Source organism: Rhizobium sp. BK591 (assembly GCF_014195045.1).
In the GTDB taxonomy this organism is placed as follows: Bacteria; Pseudomonadota; Alphaproteobacteria; order Rhizobiales; family Rhizobiaceae; genus Rhizobium; species Rhizobium anhuiense.
The window spans coordinates 342,069-359,661 of sequence record NZ_JACIAZ010000006.1; the positions used below are offsets into that span (position 1 = coordinate 342,069).

Consider the following 17,593-nt stretch of genomic DNA (forward strand, 5'->3'; position numbering starts at 1 on the left):
TGTTCCGGACGAAAAGAACAAGTCACAGTGGAGATCCGCCACAATGAAGACCGGCCACGTGAAGACCGACATGTCTTTGGTTGCTACCGTCGAGCCGGGTGTTCTGCGCCGCTACGCCAGCGATCAAATCGTCACGCTTGCCAAGCTCGTGGTCGAGAACGCCTTCCAGCCGATCGTCGAGGCCGGCACCGGCACGGTCTTCGGTTATGAATCCCTGATGCGAGGCCAGGAACGCATCGGCTACGACACGCCGGTCGAACTCCTCGACGAGGCCCATCAGCTCGGCCAGCTGCTGCAGCTCGAACAGATGCTCGCCAGCCGGGCGCTCGCCAAATTCGCCACGCTGTCGAATTTTGCGACCTCCACGCTGTTCCTTAATCTCGACGTCCGGTTGATCCCGCATGGCGAACGCCTGGTCGAGAACCTGCTGCAGCATCTGCGCAAGGCCAATATTCCGCCATCCTCAGTCTGCTTCGAATTCTCCGAGCGTTTCGACAATACCAGCGTGCCGGAATTTTCCGCCCTGGTGTCCAGGCTGCGCAAGGCCGGTTTCAAGCTGGCAATCGACGATTTCGGCGTCGGTCACGGCGAGATGAAGCTGCTCTGCGATTATGCCGTCGATTACCTGAAGATCGATCGACATTTCGTCGCCGAGATCGACCGCAGCCCGCGCAAGCGCCATCTGTTGAAGAGCATCGTCAACATCGCCCATGTGCTCGGCACCCGTGTCATCGCCGAAGGCATCGAGACCGAGGCCGAATTCATCGCCTGCCGCGAATACGGCGTCGACCTCGTCCAGGGCTGGTTCATCTCCCGCCCGACGACGCATATATCGGAGCTGACGCCGTCATTCCCGCATCTGCAGGAGCTCGGCAAGAGCAAGCGGGGATCGCTCGACGAAATCCTCATCCGCAAGCAGATCGAACTGCTGCCGACGGTTTATGAGAACGACAGCATCGACAGCGTCTTCGAACTCTTCCGCCGCAATCCGCGCCAGGCCTTCTTTCCGGTTCTGAACGCCAACAGCGAGCCGCGCGGCATCATCCACGAGCATCACCTCAAGGAATATATCTACCAGCCCTTCGGCCGCGATCTCCTGAAGAACAAGATGTACGAGCGCTCCATCTCGCATTTCGTCGAGATGGCGCCGATCGTCGGCCTCGACAGCGACGCCGAGCGGCTGATGGCGATCTTCGCCAGCATGGAAGGCAGCAACTGCCTGATCCTGACCGACAATATGCGTTATGCCGGCGTCGTCTCCGCCGCCTCGCTGATCAAGGTCATCAACGAGAAACAGCTTAAGACCGCCCAGGACCAGAACCCGCTGACCGGCCTGCCGGGCAATCGCGCCGTCCGCGATTTCATGCGTCAGTCCGGCCGCGACGGCGATGAGATCCGCCATTTCTGCTATTGCGACTTCGACAATTTCAAGCCGTTCAACGATGCCTACGGCTTCCATCTCGGCGACCACGCGATCTCGCTGTTTGCCGCGCTGATGCGCCGCTATTTCTTCGCCGAGCGCCATTTCCTCGGCCATGTCGGCGGCGACGATTTCTTCATCGGTGTCGTCGGCTGGACGAAGGAGGAGCTGACGGAGATCCTCGACCGGCTGATCAGCGATTTCCATGACGACGTGCGTGATCTCTATTCCGACGAGGACCGGGCCGCCGGCCGCATCCTCGGTCACGACCGCACCGGCGCCGAAGCCCTGTTTCCGCTGATGCGCTGCTCGATCGGCGTCATAGAACTGCCGGAAGGCCTCGTCATCGACGATATCAATCGCGTCAGCGCCGAGATCGCCATCATCAAGTCGGCCGCCAAGGAAAGCGAGGAAGGGCTCGTCTTCCACCTCCTACAGCGCCGCGCGTCTTTCTAGACGCGCAAAGGACGCTGTAGCACTGATGCAGTGGCCGAGGCGAATTGACGCCCTTGCCACTTCCAGCCTTCCCAAGCCTCCGGGGCTGATCTATTCCGAACATTCGGGATCAGGAGGGCCGCGACATGTCACTGCCTCAGGAAATGCACTTCGTCGATCTGCCGTCCTTCGGCGGGCCGGAGGTGATGGTGATCGGCAAACGCCCGCTGCCGGTGCCTGGTGAAGGTGAGATTCTCGTGCGCGCCGAGGCCATCGGCGTAAACCGTCCGGATATCGCCCAGCGCCAGGGCAGCTATCCCCCGCCCAAGGGTGCGAGCCCGATCCTCGGCCTGGAACTTGCCGGCGAAATCGTCGCGATCGGCCCAGGCGTCACCGGCTACGCCGTGGGCGACAAGGTCTGCGGCCTTGCCAATGGCGGCGCCTACGCCGAATATTGCCTGCTGCCGGCAGGCCAGATCCTGCCCTTTCCCAAAGGCTATGACGCGGTCAAGGCGGCGGCTCTTCCCGAGACCTTCTTCACCGTCTGGGCCAATCTCTTCCAGATGGCCGGGCTGACGGAAGGCGAGAGCGTGCTGATCCATGGCGGCACGAGCGGCATCGGCACCACGGCGATCCAGCTTGCCCGCGCCTTCGGCGCCGAAGTCTACGCGACGGCAGGTTCGAAGGAGAAATGCGAGGCCTGCGAAAGGCTGGGCGCCAAACGCGCGATCAACTACCGGACCGAGGATTTCGCCGCGGTCATCAAGGCCGAGACCGGTGAGGGCGTCGACATCATCCTCGACATGATCGGTGCAGCCTATTTCGAGCGCAACCTCGCCTCGCTCGCCAGGGACGGTTGCCTGTCGATCATCGCCTTCCTCGGCGGTGCGATCGCCGAAAAGGTCAATCTCTCGCCGATCATGGTCAAGCGCCTGACGGTCACCGGTTCCACCATGCGCCCGCGCACGGCGGAGGAAAAACGCGCCATCCGCGACGATCTGCTCTCGGAGGTCTGGCCGCTGCTCGAAGCCGGCACCGTCGCCCCGGTCATCCACAAGGTCTTCGCCTTCGAAGAGGTCGTGGAGGCGCACCGCCTGATGGAGGACGGCAACCATATCGGCAAGATCGTGCTCACCGTCCGAGGTTAGTGGACAAGGCACAGCGTTCAATTGTGAAAAGGCGCCCCGAACCCGAGGCGCCTCTTTCAATTCCGGCGGTCTCTCAGCGTCATCGCCGCCGCAATCGCGACGATGCCGGGCAGCGCCATCAGCAGATAGAGCCAGTGGGCCGCCGAGATGCTGCCGGCAATACCGCCCGGATCGACGAGGCCGGCGCCATTGGCAATGACCCCTGAGAAGGCCGCGCCGAAAGCCCCGCCGAGCGAACTCATCGTCGGGATCGCCGAAGAGGCCTTGTCCTGCTCATTGTCGGCAACGAGCCTCAGGACCATGGCGACGAGATGCGCCCAGCCGAGACCGATGCCGAAGCCCATCATGAACATGCCGATTGCCGCCGGCACGATGAGGAGCAGGTGCCCTTCCGGATTGTCGCTGCCGAGGAAGACGGCGAGCAACGCGGTCGCCGCCGCCTCGATGAGAGCGCCGATGACGATCGCCGCATGGGCTCGGCCGCCGGTTAGCGAGCCGCTGAGGAAGGCCGCGAATGTCCAGCCGAGGGCGACCAGCGCCACCAGATAACCCGATAGGAGTGGCGTCACCCCATGCAGCGTCTGCAGGAAATAGGGAATGAAGACGTCGCTGACCAGCACGACGGTCAGGGCGAACATCGTCAGATAGACCCGTGCAATCGGCCGGGACAGGCTGACGGCGCCGGAGGGCAGCAGCCGGTTCGCGCTTCGCCTCTCGATGAGAAACATGCCGGCGACGGCGACGACTGCGGCGGCAATCAGCGCTCCTCTCGCGCCCGTCGTCTCGATCGCGCCGGCGGCGCTGACCATCAGCACGGCCGCCAGCAGCAGCCCGATCTGCGCAACCGGGGTTTTCGCCTGCTCGCGATCGTCCTCGACTTCGGGCAACAGCCGCGGCGCCAGCGCCGCCATCAGCAGGCCGAGCGGCACGAGGACGATGAAGGCGTAGCGCCAGCTGCTGCCGGACGAAAAGAAACCGCCGAGCGTCGGCCCGATGACGGTCGCCACACCCCAGATCGCCGCATAGAGCGTCGAGGCCTTCGGCCAGAGCGGCTCGGGATAGACGAAGCGGATGAAGGCATAGCCGAGCGCGGCCAGTGCCCCGGTTCCCAGACCCTGGACGGCGCGTCCGATCAGCACCACCGGCATCGAGGGGGCGGCTGCGGCAATCAGGCTGCCGACGCCGAAGACCAGTGCTGCGATCACATAGACGGTGCGAAGCCCGATCCCTCGCGGCCGCATGGCGACGAAGATCGAGCCAAGCACGGCAGCCGCCACGAACAGGCTGGTGACCCAGGAAAACAGCGCGAGCCCGCCGATATCGCGCACGATCGAAGGCGCGATCGTCGCCATGATGTAACTCTCGACGGCATAAAGCATCACGCCGCCGGCCAGCATCAGCGTTGCCGGCAGGTGCTCGGGCAGGAACAGGCGAAAGACGGAGCCGGGATTCGGGAGGGCTGCGGTCTGGTCGATATTCGACATGGGAGAATCCCCGAGATTTTGACTGGCGAAGGATTATTTTCCAAGTTATAAATTGGAAAATTGCATGCTGTCTCGAATTAAACAAGACTTGACTTGGAAAAATATGCGCCAGTCCCCTGCCAACCGCATTCTGATCCTGATCAAAACCGACGGCCCGCAGCTCGCCGCCGCGATCGGCGATGCGCTCGGCATCTCAGGCGAGGCCGCCCGCCAGCAGCTTTCGAAGATGGCGGAGGAGGGGCTGGTGGAACCGGTCACAACAGCCGCCACCGGCAGGGGCCGGCCGCGCCAGCTCTGGCAGCTCACAGCCGCCGGCAACCGCCAGTTTCCCGATGGCCACGCCGAATTGACGGCAAACCTGCTCGGCACGCTGGTCGAACAGCTCGGACCCGCAGCCCTCGATACCGTCATCTCCGCCCGCGAGGCCGAGACGCTGCAGCGCTATCGGAAAGAGCTGGAGACTGCCGGCGACCTTGCTGCCCGCGTCGAGGGGCTTGCCGGCATCCGCACCCGCGAAGGCTATATGGCCGATCATTGGCAGGAGGCGGACGGCGCCTACATACTGGTCGAAAACCATTGCCCGATCTGCGCCGCCGCCACCGCCTGCGCCGGCTTCTGCCGCTCCGAACTCGAAACCTTCCGCACCGTCCTTGGCGCCGATGTCGAGCGCAGCGAACACATCCTCCTCGGCGCCCGCCGCTGCGCCTATCGCATCACGCCGCGTTGAGGCGGATTGTTCGGAACGTCGCACTTCATGCCGGCTGCCGCGCCTGACGCTTGCTGCTTTCGAGATAGAGCAGGGCGCCGATCGACGCCAGACCCGCGACCGCACCGACGAAAGCGGTGCCGGAATAATCGGTGATCGCGGTGCCGAAGGCGAAGAGGCCGGCGCTGATGCCAACCCCGATGAAGGTGTTCAGCGAGATCAGCGAGCTTCCGAGCCCCGGCCGATCGGCGATCAGGTCCTGCAGATAGGTGATCGGCACGCTGAGGATCGCTGCCACCCCGCAGGCATTGACCAGCAGCAGCGCATAGATGTGCCAGCGCGCGGACGCAAAGCCGAGCAGCGAGAGATAGACGCAGTAGATCAGCGCGCCGAAGGCGAGCACGTGCACGGTCCGGAAGCGGCGCTGCGCCAAACCCCACATCACCATGAACGGCATTTCGAGAAAGGCCGTCAGCCCGGCCATGAAGCCGACATCGACCACGGTGCCGCCGGCCGCATGGGTGATGATCAGCGGCGAGAGCATGCCGTTCAGCCGCTGCAGCCCGAACAGCATCGACATGACGATGACCCGCGACAGCACATAAGGCTCAAAGATCCGCTTCAGCGACGCAAGGAAGCCGACATGATCGGGGGCAGGGCCGGCGGCGCCATTTCCGGGCGCGAAGAAGAAATACAGGCAGAAGCAGGTGCAGCTTGCCAGCGCCGCGATCCCATAGGCCGGCGTCATCGACGGCGAACTGACGAGAGCAAGGCCGATCATCCCCGGCGCCAGCGCCCATGAGCCGGAATAGAGTGCCCGCACCGTCGCGGTGATCGCCGCACCCTGGCCGCGCTCCATCTGGTTGGTCCTGGCGCGCAGGCTGGCAAACAGCAGCGAATAGGTGGAGTTGCTCATCGGCACCAGCAACAGCGTGGAGAAGATGAAGACTGCGGGACTGTGGATGATCGCGATCGACCCGAAGCCGAGCATGCCGGCGACGGAAAGCCCCAGCACCAGCGGCCGCCGCTCTTTCAGCCTGTCCGACCAGATGCCGAGCGTCAGGCTCGTCGTGACGTTGACGATCGCCGAGAAGAACACCAGCGCCGAATAGGCGCCGTTGCTCAAGCCCAGTTCATTGATCCCGATGATCGACTGGTAGGGCACGGTCGAGGCATAGGTGAAGGCGAGCGCGACGAGCGTCACCGTCGGGATGCGGATCCTGTTGTCACGAAGGATCAAGGAAAAAGTAGAGGGCATGGCGCGGTTCCTGATGCACCACTCTTAGCTGCATCGGACCTATCAGAGAAACGATAGTTTTAGATCGCTTCGGTCAATTCATGTGATGAATGTTTGGGGGATGTGATCGCCGTCCAAGCCCGCAACAGGGCTGAACGCCTATTTTAGAATTTCGCGAGCAGATTGGAGAGCCAGAAGTCGATTTGCCCGAATGGAAGAACATTTCCCAAAAATCCGACCAGAGTTGATGTGATGATTATCAATGCCAGCCCTAGAAGGACTCCAAGGGTGATTCCAACGCTCGTCTTTGCGGGCCGGCGCGCCAGCCAACACGCCAAGCTCAGAGAGACAATCGTGAAAAGTGCCAGCAATGTGGACTCGGTGATAGATATGCCCGATTGCAAAAACAATTCCTCGGATTGTGAAAACTGGATTGCAAGGCATATCGTCTCGAGGCGTCTAAACTCAAGGGATAATGGAGGTTGGGGAGCGCGGCCGGCGGGAGGGCGCACTTCCGCTGCCGCGGTGACGTCCAGCCACATATAGAGCCGGCACTATCAGCAGGCATCCGCCTAGCCACCTAAACCTGGCAAAACGTCAACCCCGTTGGCTTTCGCCGCGTGACGCGTTATGGACTGCGCAACCCAGCCAGCATCCGGATGAGAGCCTATGTCCAATCCCGTCACCGTCGAAGTCACCCGCGGCCTGCTCGTTGAAAGCCGCCATCGCGGCGCGGTGGCGGTCGTTGATGGAGACGGCAAGCTTGTCCTTTCGCTGGGCGATATCGAGGCCGCCATCTTCCCGCGCTCGTCCTGCAAGGCGATGCAGGCGCTGCCGCTGGTCGAGAGTGGTGCTGCCGATGCCTATGGCTTCGGCGACAAGGAATTGGCGCTGGCCTGCGCCTCGCATAATGGCGAGGACGCGCATGTGGCGCTGGCCGCTTCGATGCTGTCGCGGGCCGGTCGCGATGCCGAGGCGCTGGAATGCGGCGCCCATTGGTCGATGAGTCAGAAGGTCCTGATCCATCAGGCCCGCACGCTCGATGCGCCGACCGCGCTGCACAACAATTGCTCGGGAAAACATGCGGGCTTCATCTGCGCCTGCTGCCATCAGGATATCGATCCGAAGGGCTATGTCGGCTACCAGCACCCGCTACAGGTCGAAATCCGCGCGGCGATGGAAAGCCTGACCGGCGCCGTGCTCGGAGCGGAAAGCTGCGGCACCGATGGCTGCTCCATTCCGACCTATGCCGTGCCGCTTCGCAGTCTCGCCCACGGTTTTGCCAAAATGGCGACCGGCACCGGCCTGGAACCTCTACGCGCCAAGGCGTCCCGCCGGCTGATCGAAGCCTGCATGGCCGAGCCCTTCTATGTCGCCGGTTCCGGCCGCGCCTGCACGGAATTGATGCAGATCGCCCCCGGCCGCATCTTCGTCAAAACCGGCGCCGAGGGTGTCTTCTGTGCGGCGATCCCGGAAAAGGGCATCGCCATCGCGCTCAAATGCGAGGACGGCACGACCCGTGCTGCCGAAGCCATGGTGGCGGCGACGCTTGCCCGTTTCTTCGAGACGGAGGGCGAGGTGCATGCGGGCCTGATGGCCCATGCCGAATTGCCGATGCGCAATTGGAACGGCATCCATGTCGGCGATGTCAGGGTCACCTCCGCCTTCGCCGGATGAGCGTGGCTCTGCATATATAAGTTATTAGAAAAATAAGAATTACCTAATATAAAAGGGTACGTCCCGCGATCGCGGATGCACCCCTTCGCGGCGGCGTGAGCACAGTCCTGGAAGCCATGAGGGCAGGGCATGTTTGCAGGCCGCTATCTCTGGTGGATGCTGATGGGGATCGGCATCTTCCTATTCGCCGCGCTGAGCCTCGATTATATCACCTGGCTCACCATCCAGCTGTCCGGCTGCGGAGAAATGGCCGGCGCCTGCCAGCCGACCCTCCGGCTGATATCGGGCTTGCTCAAACCCGCCTGCATCTGGACCGCGATCGGCATTCTCTTCGTCGCCACGCTGCTGCGTCTTCACAGGCTCTCGCTCCTCTGGTCCTGGGGGCCTGTTGTCACCGTCTGGTTCGTCGCCTCCACGCCGATCCTTCTCTTCCTGGCCGCGGATGCGGCGGCTCTGACGCAACCCGCCACCCTCGCCGCACTGCCCGTCGCCTTCCTGTTCCTGGCGGCTTTCGTCGCCTATCTCACGCTTGTGCTCGAGGATGGTGACACGCTGCCGCTTGCCGCCTCGGTGCCGTTGCGCCGCACAATCCGCCTGACGGCGGTCTACGGCGCGCTTGCTGGCGCAGCCTTCATGTCGGAGCTGTCGCGGATCGCCGGGACACTGCTCGACATGCCGGCGCTTGCCGTCGTCATCGCGCTGGCGCAGCCATATCTGCAGATGGTGCTCACCCTTGGAACCGGCAGCATGACGCCGGCCTATGCCGTGCTGGCGGCCTTCATCGCGGCTCTTGCCGCCAGCCTGCTGCCGCACGCCACGGCGCGGCAACAACCCTCGCGCAGGGCCATCATGCTGCGGCGATCGCGCCGTTGAGATCGCGATAGGGTTTCAGCCGCTCTGCCGTCATCTCCATCGGCACGATCAGCCCTGCCACCTCGGAAATGCCGAGCACCGGGCAGGGCGAGACGAGGTCGAACTTCTCCTCGGTCAGCAGCACATGGGTTTCGGCCGCGCAGTGGGCGATATGCCGCTTGATCGCCGCTTCCTCGAAATCGCCGGTGGAAAGCCCGTGCAGGGGATGGGCGGCGGTGACGCCGAGGAAGAACAGATCGGGGCGCAGCTGCGAGATTGCCGCCATCGCCGCCGCGCCGGTCGCCACCATCGAATGTTTGTAGAGCCGTCCGCCGGTGAGGATCACCTCGGCTGTGGCGTGGTGCTCCAGTTCGGCGGCGATGGTCGGGCTGTGGGTCGCCACCGTCAGCGGCATGTCGCGCGGCAAGTGCCTGGCGATCTCCGCCGTCGTCGTGCCGCCGTCGAGGAAGATCATCTGTCCCGGCCTGACCATCGCTGCCGCCGCGGCCCCCAGCCGCGCCTTGATCTGCGACGAGACGCTGCGCCGGGCGGTGAAATCAGGCAGGTCGGGCGCCAGCGGCATCGCCCCGCCGTGCACCCGTTTCAACAGCCCCTCCGCCGCCATTTCCCGGAGATCGCGGCGGATCGTGTCCTCCGAAAGCGCGAAATCCTCGGCGACACGCTTGGCGATCACCTGTCCGTCACGGCGCAGGATATCGAGAATGAGGGTCTTGCGTTGCGTCGTCAGCATGGGCTCTCTGCACGAAGTTAAACATAATCACCCGATATTGCACGAAGTGACTCGACATTCAAGAAATATCGTGCATTTTCACGACATCCCGTGCATGAGGCCGGGAGTGCTCCCGCACAGGCGGGGCGAATGGAGTGGATCATGTTGATTTTGATTGCCGGGCCTTACCGGTCCGGAACGGGCGACGACCCGGAGAAGATGGCCGCCAACCTGAAGCGGCTGGAAGAACCCTCGCACGCACTGTTTGCAGCCGGCCACGTGCCGATGATCGGCGAATGGGTGGCCCTGCCGATCTGGCACGCTGCCGGCGGCCGCTCGGTCGGCGACGCGCTCTACGAAGAAATCTTCCACCCGGTCGCCGGCCGGCTGCTGCAGCTCTGCGAGGGCGTGCTGCGCCTGCCCGGCGATTCCAAGGGGGCTGATAACGACGTGCGCATCGCCAGGGAGCGCGGCATCCCCGTCTGGCACCGGCTGGAGGATGTGCCGGGCTGCGGGTGAGGGTGGGCCTGGCTGCGTTAGCTGACAAGGAGTTGAAGTGCAAGATAGGCCCCTCACCCTAACCTTACCGGGGTCGAGCCACTCGTCTCGCCCCGTCCTTCGGACCCCCGTAAAAACGGGGCGAGGGGACGTGCCCTGCGAGAGGTGAGCGAGGCACCGAGAGGTTGCGGCTATCCCCTTCGCCCCGCCTGCGGGGAGAAGGGGGCGGCAGCCGGATGAGGGGCGCGGCACGGCACACCGATCATGCCCTCACACTCGCACCCACCCTTGTCCCGATGGAGGATCAAAACCCAATCCCCCAGTTCCGGCGCACCCACCGCTACGCTATAACCCTCGCCGAAAGGGAGTCGAACATGCTGACACTGTATTACGCGCCGGGAACCTGTGCGCTCGCAAGCCTTATTGCCCTGGAAGAATCCGGCCTGGCCTTCGACGTAAAGAAGATCAGCCTCCGCGATGGCGAGCAGCGTTCGCCGGACTATTTGAAGATCAACCCGAAGGGCCGTGTGCCGGCACTTGTCACCGATCGCGGCGTGCTGACGGAAACGCCGGCGATCCTGGCTTATATCGCCCAGAGCGCCCCGGCCGCCAAGCTGGCGCCGCTTGGCGATGTCTTCGAATTGGCCAGGCTCCAGTCCTTCAACAGCTATATTTGCTCGACCGTGCATGTGAACCATGCCCATCGCCCGCGCGGCTCCCGCTGGGCCGACGAGCCGGCCGCCATCGAAGCGATGAAAGCGAAAGTGCCGCAAAACATGGCCGATTGCTTCACACTGATCGAGCAGACGATGTTTAAAGGCCCATGGGTGATGGGCGAGACCTATTCGATCGCCGATCCCTATCTTTTCGTCATGACCGACTGGCTGCCGTCCGACGGCGTCGATCCCACCCGCTTCGAAAAGGCGAGCGACCATCACGCCCGCATGCTGCAGCGCCCTGCCGTCCAGCGGGCGCTGGCCTACGATCGGGCCTGATAGCGGGCGGCAAGCTTCTTCGGCGCCCGGAACAGCCAGGCGCCGATCAGCCGCAACCGCAATTCCTCGTCGCCGATCATGGCGGCGCGCACCGGCAGATATGGCCAGCCGACATAATGATCGGTTTGAAAATAGACGTCGGGCGCCATCTCCAGCAGGTGGTCCTTGTCGTCGAGCGAAATCGAGATGACGATCGTCTCGGCACCGCCACAAAACTCTTGCCGCCGACCTTCAGCGCCGGATTGCCATAGGAGGTGCTCTCCTCGACATCAGGCAGCCCGGCTTCCGCCGCCAGCCGCTTCAGCCGTTCGAAGATCGCATCGACATCACCGGCCATGGTTCCGCCCTTTCTGCCGGGGCGAACCTACCACGGTTTCACGCGCATTTCGCCAGCGGCGGCTTGGCCTCTTTGGGAAAGCCCGCCTGTATCCCGAGCGGCAGATCGGCGATTTCGCGCATCGACATGCGTTCGACCTCGGGATGCCGCAACGGATCGTCCTTCCAGGCCGGGACAATGTCTGCCCTTCCGACGGCAAGGGCAGGTCTCAAGAAAAACTTCAGCAATGACATGGCAGGCCTCGCTTTCTTCGGTGGCGTAGAAGGATGATCGCAAAGTGGCTTCCGTCTGCTGAACTATCTTATCCGCCTCACACACTGCGTTCGAATGGATTGCCTATGCTTGCAATGTCGGCCTCTCCAGGCAGAATTTCAATTGAGATTAAAGCGGAGCCGTTATAGAAAAACTATATGAAGAACCTGAATACCGTCCATCTCAACGGACTGCGGGCGCTGGAAACCGTCGGCCGTCTTGGCTCGCTCCAGGCCGCCGCCGAGGAACTCGGCGTCTCGGTCGGCGCCGTCAGCCAGCAGGTCATCAAGGCCGAAGCCCAGCTCGGCCAGGTGATCTTCGAGCGCACCGCCCGGGGAATGATTGTCACCGAAGCCGGCCGGCCGGTTCTCCTGGCGCTGGACGAGGGTTTCGCCCGGCTTTCGGCGGCGGTGTCGATCGCAAACCGCAAGGACGACACCATCCTGACCATATCGGTGGCGCCGGTTTTCGCCGCCCGCTGGCTGGTCTGCCGGCTCGATCGCTTCGCCGAGCGCCACCCAGACATCAAGCTGCGGCTGGATGCGACCACCAACCTCGTCAGCCCGGCGCTCTGCGACGTCGATATCGGCATCCGCGTCGGCAACGGCAAATGGCCTGACGTGAAGGCCGAACTGCTCCTGGAGCAGGAGGTCTTTCCCGTCTGTTCGCCCGAGATGGCGGCGAAATTGAAAGAGCCCGCCGATATCCTCGAACTGCCCGCCATCATCGATGGCCATGCCATGTTCACCTGGGAGGTCTGGATGCGCGAGGCCGGGCTATCGGGCGCGACGCTTTCGACCCGCCACGTCTTCAACGATGCCTCGCTCTGCCTCGATGCGGCGATCGCCGGCCAGGGCGTCATGCTCGCCTGGCAGACCCTTGCCGCCTTTGCGCTTGCCGAAGGCCGGCTCGCCGCCCCCTTCGGCATTCGCGCGCCGACCGGCTTCGGCCACTATTTCGTCACCGCCGAAGGCACACGCGAGCCGAAGAAGGTCAAGGATTTCAAGGCCTGGATCCGCGAGGAAATGGCCGGCACACTGGCTCTCTTCCGGTAGTCCTCACACCTCGATCGGCTCTTTGCCGCGGGTCGCCTGCATCGCCTTGTAGGCCGGGCGGGATTGGCAGCGCTCGACCCAGGCTTTGATATTCGGATGTGCCTGGAACAGCGCCTCCTCGCTCTGGGCGTAGCGCAGCACTTCGGCGAGGTTGAGGTCGGCGACGGTGAAGCGGTCGCCGACGATCCATGGCCGGCCGGCAAGATGGCCTTCGAGAACTTTTAGCGGCCTGCGCAGCGAGCGGCAGGCGACGGCGATCGTCTCTTTGCCGCCTTCGCTGTTTTCAAGCCCATTATCATAGGTGAGCACGATCCGCACCGTATGCGGCTCGACCTCTGCCGCCGCCCAGACCGTCCACATCGTCAACAATCCGTCTTCTTCGACGGTTTGACCGGAAAGCGGCCCGCCGTTTTTGCGGCCGAGGTAGAGATTGATCGCCAGCGACTCGTGCATGACGAGATCGCCGTCCCGAATGCTGGGGATCTGCCCCATCGGATTGACGGCGATGAATTCAGGCGAACACGTGTTGAGCGGCGCATCCTCCGCCAGCGGATCTGCAAGCCGCCTTGCCTGCAGCACCGGCACCGAGCGGAATTCGAGCCCAAGCTCCTCCGCCATCCAATAGACGCGGGAAGCGCGCGATCGATAGACTCCGTAGATTATCAGCATGAACGTATCCCCTCGATATTGTCCGCGGGAGCGTAAATGCCGGATCGGCGTGGGAAAAGTCCCTGTGGCTGATGGGATGATGAAAGCTTTTGATGGCCTCACCAATTCCAGCAAACGTGTATAGCGGTTTTGCCAGGTAAAGCGCGAAGCGCTTTTGCCGGGAATTGTCTAAACGGTCACGAGACCCGGTTGTGCTCGACGGTCAGTTGCGCATAAGGCGAGCCGCCGCCAGCCATCTCGGCGGAGACTTTCTTCTCCCACTGGAAGCCTAAAACTGCGCCTTCTGTGGTCTCCTGGAAGATGTTGTCGGTGATGACGGCCGTGCCGGCGCCGTCGGCCACCGAGACGGCGCATCCCACGGGCGCCTTGCGCACCACATTGCCTGTCACAACGACGTTGCGCAGATACGGACCCCAGCCGATCTGCAGACCCCAGCGCGGCGCGCCCTCGATCACATTGCCGGAAATCAGCGTATCGGCCTCCGCCGCGATGCCGATGCCGAAACCGACCTCGTGGGTGTAGGGGCCTTTCAGCGTGAGGTTGCGCACGACGTTGCCGGTGACGCTCGCCAGCCGGCCGCCCTCGTCGAAATTGGCGATCGAGATGCCGTTTGCCGCACCGTCGATCATATTGGCGGAAACCACGGCGCCCTCGAAGGCGAATTCGACATAGATCGCCGTCTCGCCGGAGCGCCGGCACTGGTTGCTGTTGATCTGGATGTCCGAGGCAGAATTGGCGCGGATCGCCGTGAAGGCACAGTCGGAGATATGGTTATTCGTTACCATCACGCCGTCGGCACGGAAGATATTGATGCCGTTACCGTTTTCGCCGGTACCGCCGTCATTGGCGCGGATGTTGGAGATGCGGTTGCCGGAAACGACGGTGCCGTCCTCCGCCTTCTTCCAGCGATGCACCAGGATGCCGCCATTGCCGCAATCCGAGACCGTGTTGCCGGTGACCGATAGATTTGCCGATTCGACCGCGTAAAGCCCGGATTGGGCCGCACCCGAAATGCGGCTGCGCTCGATCCGTCCGCCGCAGCGCTCCAGTTGCAGGCCGTGTTTGCGGCTGCCGCCGATCTCGCAATTGTCGATCAGCACCTCGTCGACGCCGGTAAATTGCAGCAGCGCGCCGGCGTAATCGCCAAGCCAGCGATTGCCGCCGTCGATGACGAGATTGGAAAGCTCGATGCGGCGCACGTTTTCGGCCGAAAACAGGTGGCCTTCGCCGGTGTAGACGATCCGCGAGGCGCCGGGCACGCCAGTGATGCGGGTATTGTCGGGCAGGGTGAGATTGGAGATCCGGTAGGTGCCGGGCGGCAGGAAGACCGGCACGTTCTCGCGCGCCGCCCGTTCGATCATCTGCTCAAGGTTGCGGGTCTTGCGGTCGCCGCTTTCGGGAACGGCGCGATATTCCACCGCGTCGATCGCACCGCGCAGATCGGGCTGGGCGGCGGCCGTCAGCGGCGAGGCAAGGGCGCGCGATGCCCCTCCCGCCACCGCCGAGGCAGCGAGAAAGAGAAGCATATCGCGGCGTGAAGGCATTCGGCGCACTCCTGTCATAACGCGCCCGTAGCAGGAAACGTGCCAGGTGGGCATGTATTCTTTTGGTACAAGCTTGGCAGAGGTGGCCGAAATTGCAGGTGTAGCCGCCGCCGACGGCAGGATATTGCCGCTTATATTGTCGTCTTGTTCACCCTTTCATTTAAGCAAGCCGAAGGGAATGAGGACTACTTTGAAGGGAAATTCTATGATGACAAGGGCGGGATACGGCCTTCGGCCGCGGGGGAGAATGGCGTTATGCACGAACCGAGTGCCAGGCGATGGGAATCGACCGATGCCCTGACAGCCGAAACGCGGCGCATCGTCGCCGCGACGGAGGCGATGATGGCATCGACCGCCCATCACCTTTCCGAGGGCATCGAGAACCTGCGCCTCAAGGAAATCGTCCACGAGCTTCCGGATTTCCTCTACGTCAAGGATCGTGACAGCCGCTTTGTCTTCGCCAATGCCGTCACCGCCAGCAGCCTCGGCGTGCAGAGCGCGGCGCAGATCACCGGCAAGCGCGATTTCGACCTGTTCGATTTCGAAACGGCGCGCCACCATTTCGATATCGAGCAGCAGATCATGGCGACGGGCGAAGCCCGCATCGACATGGAGGAATCCTACATCCTTCCCGGCGGCAAAAGACCGATATGCCGGCTGACCTCGAAGATACCGCTGCGCAACGATCGCGGCGAAGTCGTCGGTCTGATCGGCGTGTCCCGCGATATCACCGAGCGCAAGCTTCAGGAGGATCTCCATCGCGGCCAGGCGAAACTGCTCGAAATGATCGCCCGCAACGAGCCGTTGCCGATGATCCTCGAGGCGCTGGTGCTGATGATCGAATCGCAGCTGACGGGGATCGACGGATCGGTGCTGCTGCTCGACAGCGAGGGCACCAGGCTCTATCACGGCGCCGCTCCCAATCTGCCCGGCGGTTATAGCCGCCTGATCGACGGCGTCACCATCGGTCCCAAGGTCGGCTCCTGCGGCACCGCCGCATGGCGCGGTCAGACCGTCATCGTCGAGGACGTGATGGTCGATCCGCTGTGGGAGGATTTTCGCGCGCTGATTGCGCCGTTCGGCTTCCGCTCCTGCTGGTCGACGCCGATCGCCACCTCGCAGAACAACGTGCTCGGCACCTTTGCGCTCTATTCCAGGGAAGTCCGCCGTCCCACCGAGCATGAGATGACGCTGGTGGCGCTCGCCACCCACATCGCCGGCATCGCCATCGAGCGCAAGCGCGTCGATGACCGCATCCATTTCATGGCCCATCATGACGATCTCACCGGCCTGCCGAACCGCGCCTTCCTGAAAGAACGGCTGGCCAATATCCTCGACCAGGCCCGGCGCAACAACCGCAAGGTGACCGTCGCCTATATCGATCTCGACAATTTCAAGGATATCAATGACGGCCGCGGCCATGCCGCCGGCGACGAGGTGCTGAAGGAGGTTGCCGCCCGCATGGCCAACAGCGTGCGGGCCTCCGATATGGTCGTGCGTCTCGGCGGCGATGAATTCCTCGTGGTGCTCGTCCACCAGTCGAGCCATGATGCCGGCATCACGCGCCGCCTTCGCGAGCTGCAGAAGGCGATCAACCGGCCGATCCGCGGTGAGGATGGCGAGCTCACCGTCACCGCCAGCATCGGCGTTGCTGCCTTCCCGTTCGATGGCGCCACCTCGCAAGAGCTTCTCGCCAATGCCGACCGCGCCATGTACCGCGCCAAGGAGCTCGGCCGCAACACATTGCAGCATCATGAGGGCGGCAGCACGCCCGTCGGAATGCCGCTTGGCGAACAGGAGGAGCTGCACCAGGCAATCACCGGCGACCAGCTCTTCCTGCAATACCAGCCGCAGGTCGATGTCGCCACCGGCCGCATCACCGGGCTCGAGGCGCTGGTGCGTTGGAACCATCCGGCCAAGGGCAGGGTGCCGCCGGTCAATTTCATTCCGCTCGCCGAAGAGACCGGCCTGATCGTCCCCCTTGGCCTCTGGGTGCTGAACGAGGCCTGCCGCCAGGCGCGCCAGTGGCAGGATATGGGCCTGACGCCGCTGACGATCGCCGTCAACGTCTCGGCCAAGCAGTTCGCCGATCCGGATTTCGCCACCCATGTCGCCGAGGCGCTCGATCGCCACCGGCTGCAGTCGCGCTGGCTGGAGCTTGAGGTCACCGAAAGCGTGGTGATGCAGGATGCCGAGCGCGCGCTTGCCATGATGGAATCGCTGCGGGCGCTGGGTGTGCGCCTGTCGATCGACGATTTCGGCTCCGGCTATTCCAGCCTTGCGGCACTGAAGACCTTCCCCTTCGACCGGTTGAAGATGGACCGTTCGCTGGTCGAGGCCCTGCCGGGCGACAAGACCGCCGTCGCCATCGCCTCGGCCGTCATTTCACTGGCGCAGACGCTGAAGCTTTCGGTGCTGGCCGAAGGCGTTGAAACCGATGCCCAGATGGATTTCCTGCGCCACGCGCATTGCGAGGAGGCGCAAGGCTACCGCTTCTCCAAGCCCGTCTCTCCGGAGGAGATCCCGGCATTGCTGAAGGCGCGCAGCCTCTAAT

The 17,593-nt window shown here is 63.4% G+C and carries 15 protein-coding genes and 1 pseudogene; 9 read left to right on the plus strand and 7 right to left on the minus strand.

Annotation, left to right across the window (positions count from 1 at the left end; translation table 11 throughout):
• Positions 1-43 precede the first annotated feature (43 nt).
• Together FHX10_RS26295 and FHX10_RS26300 are read left to right on the plus strand one after the other, a co-directional pair.
• Positions 44-1,876, plus strand: a complete 1,833-nt coding sequence (locus tag FHX10_RS26295; protein ID WP_168334130.1) for a GGDEF domain-containing protein — start codon at positions 44-46, stop codon at positions 1,874-1,876.
• Positions 1,877-2,001: 125 nt separating this feature from the next.
• A complete protein-coding gene (locus FHX10_RS26300; protein ID WP_063476613.1) occupies positions 2,002-3,003 on the plus strand; it encodes an NAD(P)H-quinone oxidoreductase in 1,002 nt (333 codons plus the stop codon).
• Positions 3,004-3,059: 56 nt separating this feature from the next.
• On the opposite strand, the gene FHX10_RS26305 is transcribed toward FHX10_RS26300, so the two are convergent.
• Positions 3,060-4,487: an MFS transporter gene (locus FHX10_RS26305; protein WP_168334131.1), complete on the minus strand. Its 1,428-nt coding sequence runs from the start codon at positions 4,485-4,487 to the stop codon at positions 3,060-3,062.
• A 103-nt stretch (positions 4,488-4,590) separates the two neighbouring features.
• Here FHX10_RS26305 and FHX10_RS26310 point away from each other — a divergent pair, with 103 nt between their 5' ends.
• The gene (locus FHX10_RS26310; protein WP_168334132.1) at positions 4,591-5,214 is read left to right on the plus strand and encodes a helix-turn-helix transcriptional regulator; all 624 of its coding nucleotides are present in this window, start codon (positions 4,591-4,593) and stop codon (positions 5,212-5,214) included.
• A gap of 25 nt (positions 5,215-5,239) precedes the next feature.
• Here FHX10_RS26310 and FHX10_RS26315 read toward each other — a convergent pair whose 3' ends face one another.
• On the minus strand, positions 5,240-6,451 hold the full coding sequence (locus FHX10_RS26315) for an MFS transporter (protein WP_047614182.1): 1,212 nt from the start codon (positions 6,449-6,451) through the stop codon (positions 5,240-5,242).
• A gap of 648 nt (positions 6,452-7,099) precedes the next feature.
• Between FHX10_RS26315 and FHX10_RS26320 the strand changes: the two genes are divergently transcribed.
• Both FHX10_RS26320 and FHX10_RS26325 read left to right on the plus strand, forming a co-directional pair.
• Complete coding sequence (locus FHX10_RS26320; protein WP_168334133.1) at positions 7,100-8,107, plus strand: asparaginase; 1,008 nt, start codon at positions 7,100-7,102, stop codon at positions 8,105-8,107.
• A gap of 129 nt (positions 8,108-8,236) precedes the next feature.
• Positions 8,237-8,980 (plus strand): hypothetical protein, encoded by a 744-nt coding sequence (locus FHX10_RS26325; protein WP_183909287.1) that lies wholly within the window; start codon positions 8,237-8,239, stop codon positions 8,978-8,980.
• On the opposite strand, the gene FHX10_RS26330 is transcribed toward FHX10_RS26325, so the two are convergent.
• Positions 8,955-9,710 (minus strand): DeoR/GlpR family DNA-binding transcription regulator, encoded by a 756-nt coding sequence (locus FHX10_RS26330; protein WP_168334134.1) that lies wholly within the window; start codon positions 9,708-9,710, stop codon positions 8,955-8,957. The genes FHX10_RS26325 and FHX10_RS26330 overlap by 26 nt on opposite strands.
• Positions 9,711-9,851: 141 nt before the next feature.
• Between FHX10_RS26330 and FHX10_RS26335 the strand changes: the two genes are divergently transcribed.
• Both FHX10_RS26335 and FHX10_RS26340 read left to right on the plus strand, forming a co-directional pair.
• A complete protein-coding gene (locus FHX10_RS26335; protein WP_047614493.1) occupies positions 9,852-10,208 on the plus strand; it encodes an NUDIX hydrolase in 357 nt (118 codons plus the stop codon).
• A gap of 353 nt (positions 10,209-10,561) precedes the next feature.
• Complete coding sequence (locus tag FHX10_RS26340) at positions 10,562-11,182, plus strand: glutathione S-transferase family protein (protein ID WP_168334135.1); 621 nt, start codon at positions 10,562-10,564, stop codon at positions 11,180-11,182.
• Here the strand turns inward: FHX10_RS26340 and FHX10_RS26345 are convergent.
• Positions 11,167-11,519: pseudogene (locus tag FHX10_RS26345) on the minus strand (MmcQ/YjbR family DNA-binding protein). The gene FHX10_RS26340 and the pseudogene FHX10_RS26345 sit on opposite strands and share 16 nt — an antisense overlap.
• Positions 11,520-11,557: 38 nt before the next feature.
• Positions 11,558-11,752 (minus strand): hypothetical protein, encoded by a 195-nt coding sequence (locus FHX10_RS26350; RefSeq protein WP_047614189.1) that lies wholly within the window; start codon positions 11,750-11,752, stop codon positions 11,558-11,560.
• A gap of 177 nt (positions 11,753-11,929) precedes the next feature.
• On the opposite strand from FHX10_RS26350, the gene FHX10_RS26355 reads away from it, so the two are divergent.
• Entirely contained in the window at positions 11,930-12,826 is an 897-nt protein-coding gene (locus FHX10_RS26355; RefSeq protein ID WP_047614191.1) for a LysR substrate-binding domain-containing protein, read from the plus strand.
• Positions 12,827-12,829: 3 nt separating this feature from the next.
• Here the strand turns inward: FHX10_RS26355 and FHX10_RS26360 are convergent, their stop codons facing one another.
• Complete coding sequence (locus FHX10_RS26360; protein WP_168334137.1) at positions 12,830-13,495, minus strand: glutathione S-transferase family protein; 666 nt, start codon at positions 13,493-13,495, stop codon at positions 12,830-12,832.
• A gap of 176 nt (positions 13,496-13,671) precedes the next feature.
• Positions 13,672-15,039, minus strand: a complete 1,368-nt coding sequence (locus FHX10_RS26365) for a TIGR03808 family TAT-translocated repetitive protein (RefSeq protein WP_097542743.1) — start codon at positions 15,037-15,039, stop codon at positions 13,672-13,674.
• 255 nt (positions 15,040-15,294) lie between these two features.
• Between FHX10_RS26365 and FHX10_RS26370 the strand changes: the two genes are divergently transcribed.
• Positions 15,295-17,592 (plus strand): EAL domain-containing protein, encoded by a 2,298-nt coding sequence (locus tag FHX10_RS26370; RefSeq protein ID WP_047614196.1) that lies wholly within the window; start codon positions 15,295-15,297, stop codon positions 17,590-17,592.
• The last annotated feature ends 1 nt before the right edge of the window (position 17,593 follow it).

Coding starts and splice junctions, on each gene's coding strand:
- FHX10_RS26295 (WP_168334130.1), top strand. CDS start 44: ATGAAGACCGGCCACGTGAAGACCGACATGTCTTTGGTTGCTACCGTC.
- FHX10_RS26300 (WP_063476613.1), top strand. CDS start 2,002: ATGTCACTGCCTCAGGAAATGCACTTCGTCGATCTGCCGTCCTTCGGC.
- FHX10_RS26305 (WP_168334131.1), bottom strand. CDS start 4,487: ATGTCGAATATCGACCAGACCGCAGCCCTCCCGAATCCCGGCTCCGTC.
- FHX10_RS26310 (WP_168334132.1), top strand. CDS start 4,591: ATGCGCCAGTCCCCTGCCAACCGCATTCTGATCCTGATCAAAACCGAC.
- FHX10_RS26315 (WP_047614182.1), bottom strand. CDS start 6,451: ATGCCCTCTACTTTTTCCTTGATCCTTCGTGACAACAGGATCCGCATC.
- FHX10_RS26320 (WP_168334133.1), top strand. CDS start 7,100: ATGTCCAATCCCGTCACCGTCGAAGTCACCCGCGGCCTGCTCGTTGAA.
- FHX10_RS26325 (WP_183909287.1), top strand. CDS start 8,237: ATGTTTGCAGGCCGCTATCTCTGGTGGATGCTGATGGGGATCGGCATC.
- FHX10_RS26330 (WP_168334134.1), bottom strand. CDS start 9,710: ATGCTGACGACGCAACGCAAGACCCTCATTCTCGATATCCTGCGCCGT.
- FHX10_RS26335 (WP_047614493.1), top strand. CDS start 9,852: ATGTTGATTTTGATTGCCGGGCCTTACCGGTCCGGAACGGGCGACGAC.
- FHX10_RS26340 (WP_168334135.1), top strand. CDS start 10,562: ATGCTGACACTGTATTACGCGCCGGGAACCTGTGCGCTCGCAAGCCTT.
- FHX10_RS26350 (WP_047614189.1), bottom strand. CDS start 11,752: ATGTCATTGCTGAAGTTTTTCTTGAGACCTGCCCTTGCCGTCGGAAGG.
- FHX10_RS26355 (WP_047614191.1), top strand. CDS start 11,930: ATGAAGAACCTGAATACCGTCCATCTCAACGGACTGCGGGCGCTGGAA.
- FHX10_RS26360 (WP_168334137.1), bottom strand. CDS start 13,495: ATGCTGATAATCTACGGAGTCTATCGATCGCGCGCTTCCCGCGTCTAT.
- FHX10_RS26365 (WP_097542743.1), bottom strand. CDS start 15,039: ATGCCTTCACGCCGCGATATGCTTCTCTTTCTCGCTGCCTCGGCGGTG.
- FHX10_RS26370 (WP_047614196.1), top strand. CDS start 15,295: ATGCACGAACCGAGTGCCAGGCGATGGGAATCGACCGATGCCCTGACA.